Genomic DNA, 6,609 nt, shown 5'->3' with positions numbered 1-6,609 from the left:
GCATAGAAATGTATCCGATGCTAGCGCTGCGATGCGGCTAACTGACTATTTAAAACGAGTGATATAAAGCTGATAAATTAAGCTGACTCAATCCTTTCTTAATAGTCTAAAAGCAACTAAACATTGTGAAGCCTGTCACAGGGTCTAGAGGAAAGACGCCTCAGACGGCCCACTCTACCAAGCGTAGATGGCTATCTAAGGCAAACAATTATCCTCTAATCATCACGAGTTTAGGCTTTGTCTAATCTAGGGCTTGCCTTAGAGAAACTGACAGCTTGTTAACTTTCGCAAAAATTGTTTACAAGCACGATCAAGCTGTTCCCAACGCTCTGTTCCCAACGCTCTGTTCCCAACGCTCTGTTCCCAACGCTCTGTTCCCAACTCTCTACGGTTAGGCTCTACGCCTAGATACTCTCTTTCTTTTTAAAATTAGCGGGTTTGCTGTGACCAGACGCGAGTCGGCAGGCCCCAAACATAGATGAAGCCCTCGGCTGCTCTATGGTCAAATTTGTCGTTGCTACCGTAGGTGGAAAGCTCGTCTGTGTAGAGCGCATTCTTTGACTTGCGCCCGGCCAAGACCGCGTTACCTTTGATCAGTTTGATGCGAACGGTGCCAGAGACACGCTCTTGGGTTTGTAGGATAAAGGCATCTAGCGCGGATTTGAGCGGGCTGTACCAGAGGCCGTTGTAAATCATTTGGCCATAGGACTGCTCAATGTTGCGTTTGTACTGAGTGACATCGCCAGTGAGCGTGAGGCTTTCTAGATCGCGATGGGCGGCAATGAGCACAAGTAGGGCAGGGGCTTCGTAGATTTCACGCGATTTGATGCCGACCAGTCGATTTTCGATCATGTCGATGCGGCCAATGCCATGGCGACCAGCAAGTTCATTTAGCTGGGTAATCAGTGCCACTGGAGAAAGTCCTTCACCATTGAGGCTAGTGGGAAGGCCCTTTTCAAAGCCAATTTCGACGTATTCGGGTTCGTCTGGTGTATCTGCGATCGCACTAGTCATCACAAACACTTCTTCAGTCGGCTCTGTCCACGGATCTTCTAAGGGGCCAGCCTCGATAGAGCGTCCTAGCAAATTACGATCGATGCTGTAGGGCGAGGATTTCTTGACTGGGAAAGTGAGGCCAAACTTTTCGCCATAGGCCATCGCTTCTTCGCGGCTCATGCCCCACTCGCGGGCGGGTGCTAGCACTTTTAGTTCGGGGTTGAGCGCGGCGATCGCCACGTCAAAGCGCACCTGGTCATTGCCTTTGCCAGTGCAGCCATGGGCGACCGCATCGGCACCATACCTTTCCGCCGTATCCACTAGCAGCTTGGCGATCAGCGGACGGGCGAGCGCGGTCGATAGCGGGTAGCGATTTTCGTAGAGGGCGTTAGCCTGAATTGCTGGAAAAGCGTAGTTAGTGATAAAAGGCTCGGTCACATCAGTGACGACCGATTCAGCAGCGCCACAGTCGAGCGCTTTCTGGCGAATAGGCTCTAGTTCATCGCCTTGCCCCAGATCAGCGGCTAGGGTAATCACCTCTTTTACACCGTATTCCTCTTTGAGGTAGGGAATACATACCGTAGTATCTACTCCACCCGAGTATGCCAAAACGACTTTGTCTGCGCGGCCCATATCTGTTTGTATCCGATTTAGAAAGTGATCAAGCTTCATAGTATTGCAGTGTCGGACACCCGTCGAAAGCCGATAGCGAAACAATGAAATAGAATATGAGGAAACGAAAACATTGCACCTATATATTCTTCAGCATGTTCTTCAGCGTCGTCATTCCGACCTATAACCGCCAGCCCATTCTAGAAAAGTGCCTGAGAGCGATGGAAAATCAGGCACTACGTCCTGATGGCCCGGTGGAGGGATATGAAATCGTCTTGGTAGACGATGGCTCAACCGATGGCACGGTGGAATGGATTCAGGCTAGTTCAGATGAATTTCCGCACGTGGTTCTGTACGAACAGGATCATGAAGGGGCTGCGATCGCCCGCAACTTCGGTGTCCAACAGGCAAAAGGTGACACCATTATCTTTATCGACAGCGATCTGGTCGTTCTAGATAGGTTTTTGCAGCATCATGCCGATGCTCTAAGCGCTGCCTATGAAAAAGGCAACGAGCGCGTGTTCACCTATGGACGAGTGGTCAACACCTGCAATTTTGACCATCCCACCTCAGAGCCGTTCAAGGTAACCGACTATTCACGCGCCTTTTTTGCCACTGGCAATGTCGCTATTCAAAAGCGCTGGCTGCTAGAGGCAGGGCTATTCGACGCGCAGTTTACTCAGTATGGCTGGGAGGATCTAGAGCTAGGCGTTCGGCTGAAGAACAACGGCCTTTCCTTGATCAAATGCCCAGAGGCAGTGGGCTATCACTGGCATCCGGCTTTTTCTGTAGAAGAGCTGCCAGAGCTAATTGACAAAGAGATTCAGCGGGCGCGGATGGGAGTGGTCTTCTATCAGAAGCATCCAACTTTGGATGTGCGTCTGATGATTCAGATGACTTGGCTGCATCGGTTACTCTGGGGCACGCTGTCTTTGGGAGGGGCGCTGAATGAACGTACGCTCGGACCGACATTAAACTGGCTAATCAAGCGGGGCTATCCCCAGCTATCTCAAGAGCTGAGCCGAATATTTTTGAACTGGTATAACGTTAATGCGGTGTATGCGGCTTATCGAGAAGGGGGCTTCAACTCTGCTCAACCTTCTAGTGAGTAGTCATAAGCAGTAAAGGAGGAAGCTATGGCAGATGATGCGATTCGACTGTTTCAGATGCTGGTAGAAGCCGGGGCAAAGCCAGGAGAAGATTTTTCTTATAACCTGCAAACGGCATCGGCTGAGATCAGCGATCGCGCTTTTGAAATGCTCCAGGCCGCCTATCCAGACATCAACTGGTCTAGCGTCTGTGAGCGGATCAACGTCGATCCTGCTATCCCGGTCGAGGCGCTAAACCGCTATCTGGGCGTAGAGTTTACCGAACAGATTTTGACTCGCATAGAGCAGCGCATCAGCGAGCTGCCGCCGATGCAGGCAACCTGGTATTTGCAGCAGGTGCTCGGCGGCGTAGAGCATCGCACCAAAATACCGCTGTACATGCTGCTACAGCGGCGCATGTCTCTAGATAAGCAAATGTGGCTAGAGCGGCTTTTGCGCCAGCCAGCCGATCCTTGCTATGTGTGGATGAGTGATCTGGTCGAGGCGGCAGGCGGCGATCCAGAAGACGTAGAATTTTCGGGCGATGAGGCCACGATGACCCAAGCGGGATTAGCGCTGCTGACGGCTGTGTGGGACGGCGACTATGACATTGTGGCAGAAGAGGTTGACGCTGAAGATGTCGTTAGTGAAGACTCTAGTACCGAAGACCATAGTACCGAAGACTCTTGAACAGCTATCTCTAAGCCAAGACCGCTGCTGGCATCTTAGTCAAGACTTCTACCCCAGATTTAGTCACCGCTAGCGTATGTTCAAACTGGGCAGACAGCGTGCCGTCTTTGGTGACAGCCGTCCACTGGTCTTCTAGCAGCTCTACTTCGTGGGAGCCTTCGTTTAGCATCGGCTCGATGGTGAAGACCATACCAGGGCGAATTTTCTTGCCCTTACCTGCTACGCCATAGTGGGGCACCTGGGGCTCTGCGTGAAAAGTGCGATGGACGCCATGTCCAACAAAATCGCGCACTACTGCAAACCCTTCTGACTCGGCGTAGGCTTGAATCGCCGCGCCAATATCGCCAATGCGGCCACCGATTTTAACTGCTTCAATCCCTTTCCACATTGACTTTTCAGTCACTTCCACTAGCTTGCGAGCACTAGGCGATACCTCACCCACCATGAAAGTGCGAGAGCTATCACCGTGATAGCCGTTCAGCAGCGGCGTGACGTCTATATTGATAATGTCGCCTTCTTGCAAGATATCCTTTTTGTTAGGAATGCCGTGACAGACCACTTCGTTGATGCTGGTACAGATAGACCTTGGAAAGGCGATCGCACCTTGTGGGCCAGGGTAGCCAAGCGGCGCACTCGTCGCACCGTGCTTTTTAGTCCAGCTTTCAGCCGCATCATTCAGCTCTAACGTGCTAACGCCGGGGACAACCATAGGGGTGAGAAAATCCAGCAGCTCAGAAGACAGTCGGCAGGCGGGGCGCATCGCCTCTATCTCTCTAGCTGATAGCAGGGTAATCCCTCTAAAGGGGGCATCATTAGAAGTCTGTAGCACTGCGGTTTGCGACATTGGGCTCTCTAGTTAGGCTCTCTCTACTACTCTAGCGCCATTTCTTCTTAATTTCGGACTTCTAAACTGACAAGCAGCCAGCAGTCGATTATGCGCTATTCTATGCGGACGTTGACCCCTTTCTACCTCAGCGAACTGTCATGGGATTTTGGCTAGCTGCTTTCATTCTGCTGTTTGTAGCTGTAGAGCTATTTAACTGGATTGCACAAGTTGGCGACTGGCACGCAAGTGGCGTTTGGCTAGTGCTAGGAGGAATGGGACTCGCAGCGCTCAGTAACTGGAAGACAGCAAAGGGCAGTACGAAAGACAATACAAAGGACAGCGTAGCGGTAGCAGCGACCGTTTCTGAGCTAAGTCAGCAGGAAGAAGATTGTCTGAAACCGAGTAACGCTAAAGCTGTTAGTGGTGCTATCGATCGCTCAGATGATTCAATTTCATTCAAGGTTCGTCCGCTAAAACAATAGCTTTAGGTTTTGAGGTTCTTTGATCTATTTCTCCTTTGGTGACATAAACTGCTTCACCCCTTTGCGAATAACCGCACGCGGTGTCAGCCTGGGCATAAAGGTCAGCACTTTATTGATCGCCCCATGAACGGCAACCACTTCGCCCTTATTCAGCGCTTTATAGCCATATTCGGCGACATCGAGAGCGCTAGGTAGTTTGTCGCTAGTTACATCGCCGCCTAGTGCCATTTGCTCCATATTGGCATTCTGACCAAAGTTAGACTGGGTAGGACCTGGACAAAGGACAGTCACACTCACGCCCGTGCCCTCAGTCTCGGCAGAGAGCGCTTCGCTAAGTGAGAGGACATAGGCTTTGGTCGCGAAATAGACGGCCATCATCGGTCCTGGCTGAAAACCGGCAGTGGAAGATACATTGAGGATCTGGCCTTGGCCTCTAGCAATCATACTGGGCAAAAATAAATGACTCAGGCGGGTAAGCGCTAACACATTAAGAAGAATCATCCCTTGAAGTTTGGGCCAGTCGGCACTGACGAACTCACCATAGTCACCGTAGCCAGCATTGTTGATCAGCACATCTACAGTTAGATTTTGTTGCTCTACTTGATTGTAAACCTGTTGTACTTCCTCTTTGGTCAGATCGCAAGCGAGTACAACAACATTTATGTCGTATTGGTTAGAAAGATCGTCCTTTAGGGCATTGAGGTCGTTCTCATTGCGGGCCACTAAAATCAAGTTGTCTTGTTCCTTAGCATAGACCCGAGCAAAAGCTTCTCCAATGCCTCTAGATGCGCCAGTAATTAGGACTGTTTTGTTCATAGTGGGTGCTCACTCGTCTGTTGGATTCTCATTATTCATCATTCCTAAGAACCGTACCTCAACCGAATATCGGCATCCTCTACCGGTAGGTGTGGTTTCTCTCACTACGCGATCGCCTCCCACAATTGGCACTATAGGTGCATAGCCTTTTAGGAGAATACATTTAATGATCGTTCGTTACTGGCAACCTTTCCAAGAAATGAATGCAGTCAAGCACCAGCTCGATCGGCTTTTTGATGACTTTGCTGGAGTCGAAACTGCGCCCACTACCTGGACACCCGCTGCTACCTTAGTTGAAAGCGAGGAGGCGCTGATACTACAAGTTCAGCTTCCAGGGATTAACATCGACGATATCGATGTTCAAGCTAGCCGTGAAGTTGTGGCTGTTTCAGGTACTCGTCCTAGCTTAGAACTAACTGAAGGTGAGACCTTGCGCCGCAATGAGTTTCGCTACGGTGCGTTTCGCCGAGTTGTTTCTCTGCCGGTGGCCATTGACCACAATGCAGTGACCGCTGACTACGAAGCAGGCGTTTTGGTTCTGACTTTGCCAAAGGCCGAGGATGTACGCAACAAAGTCGTTAAGGTGAACATCGCTGGCGCAAAGCCTGCTGCGATTACCGAAGCGACTGATTCTACTGAAGACAAGCAGTAGATTTCTTTACTGACCAATTAGCTGTTAGGAGACGGCTGATTTTGTGAGTTTCCTTTCTAGACAAAATCTCTAAAGATCTCTGATGAGATTTTCGAGATGACAACTTAGGTACGAGCTGATGGGCGATCGCATTTGCGATCGCCCTTTTTTTGGCTCCTATCATAGCCAAGCAGTCTTTGCAAGTAATTACCTCACGTACCGAGTAAGCTTTTTTACGCACTTTTCCTTTTTTCGCATAGTCTCTAATCTTCTGTCTTGGCAGAGATTAAGAATGGGTAAACTTTTAAAAGTCACACATCAAATACAACAAGATAAAACTAAGGAATATCACTGTTTCAGCGACTAGTGCTGCGCGGCTAATGCTTCGTTCCTAGCTATGTGGTTGACTACCACCTCTCCGTATTCCTAGCTATGCGGTCGATTACCGATTCTTCGTATACCTAGCTA

8 protein-coding genes are annotated in these 6,609 nt (G+C 50.0%); 4 read left to right on the top strand and 4 right to left on the bottom strand.

Annotated elements, in window-relative coordinates:
• Positions 1 to 429: 429 nt before the first annotated feature.
• Complete coding sequence (locus IQ256_RS19240; RefSeq protein ID WP_193857178.1) at positions 430 to 1,629, bottom strand: argininosuccinate synthase; 1,200 nt, start codon at positions 1,627 to 1,629, stop codon at positions 430 to 432.
• Between the two features lie 134 nt (positions 1,630 to 1,763).
• On the opposite strand from IQ256_RS19240, the gene IQ256_RS19235 reads away from it, so the two are divergent.
• Together IQ256_RS19235 and IQ256_RS19230 are read left to right on the top strand one after the other, a co-directional pair.
• A complete protein-coding gene (locus IQ256_RS19235; protein ID WP_193857176.1) occupies positions 1,764 to 2,720 on the top strand; it encodes a glycosyltransferase family 2 protein in 957 nt (318 codons plus the stop codon).
• Positions 2,721 to 2,744: 24 nt separating this feature from the next.
• The gene (locus tag IQ256_RS19230) at positions 2,745 to 3,386 is read left to right on the top strand and encodes a hypothetical protein (protein ID WP_193857175.1); all 642 of its coding nucleotides are present in this window, start codon (positions 2,745 to 2,747) and stop codon (positions 3,384 to 3,386) included.
• Between the two features lie 10 nt (positions 3,387 to 3,396).
• Here the strand turns inward: IQ256_RS19230 and map are convergent, their stop codons facing one another.
• Positions 3,397 to 4,230, bottom strand: a complete 834-nt coding sequence (gene map, locus IQ256_RS19225; protein ID WP_193857174.1) for a type I methionyl aminopeptidase — start codon at positions 4,228 to 4,230, stop codon at positions 3,397 to 3,399.
• Between the two features lie 140 nt (positions 4,231 to 4,370).
• Between map and IQ256_RS19220 the strand changes: the two genes are divergently transcribed.
• Complete coding sequence (locus IQ256_RS19220; protein WP_193857173.1) at positions 4,371 to 4,694, top strand: hypothetical protein; 324 nt, start codon at positions 4,371 to 4,373, stop codon at positions 4,692 to 4,694.
• A gap of 24 nt (positions 4,695 to 4,718) precedes the next feature.
• Here IQ256_RS19220 and IQ256_RS19215 read toward each other — a convergent pair whose 3' ends face one another.
• Both IQ256_RS19215 and IQ256_RS30105 read right to left on the bottom strand, forming a co-directional pair.
• Entirely contained in the window at positions 4,719 to 5,510 is a 792-nt protein-coding gene (locus tag IQ256_RS19215) for an SDR family oxidoreductase (protein WP_193857172.1), read from the bottom strand.
• Between the two features lie 9 nt (positions 5,511 to 5,519).
• Entirely contained in the window at positions 5,520 to 5,642 is a 123-nt protein-coding gene (locus IQ256_RS30105) for a hypothetical protein (RefSeq protein WP_255516220.1), read from the bottom strand.
• Between the two features lie 34 nt (positions 5,643 to 5,676).
• Between IQ256_RS30105 and IQ256_RS19210 the strand changes: the two genes are divergently transcribed.
• A complete protein-coding gene (locus tag IQ256_RS19210; protein WP_193857171.1) occupies positions 5,677 to 6,162 on the top strand; it encodes an Hsp20/alpha crystallin family protein in 486 nt (161 codons plus the stop codon).
• The last annotated feature ends 447 nt before the right edge of the window (positions 6,163 to 6,609 follow it).

Source organism: cf. Phormidesmis sp. LEGE 11477, assembly GCF_015207105.1.
Classification (GTDB): Bacteria; Cyanobacteriota; Cyanobacteriia; order Phormidesmidales; family Phormidesmidaceae; genus Phormidesmis.
This window is presented reverse-complemented; position numbering and strand designations above follow the sequence as displayed.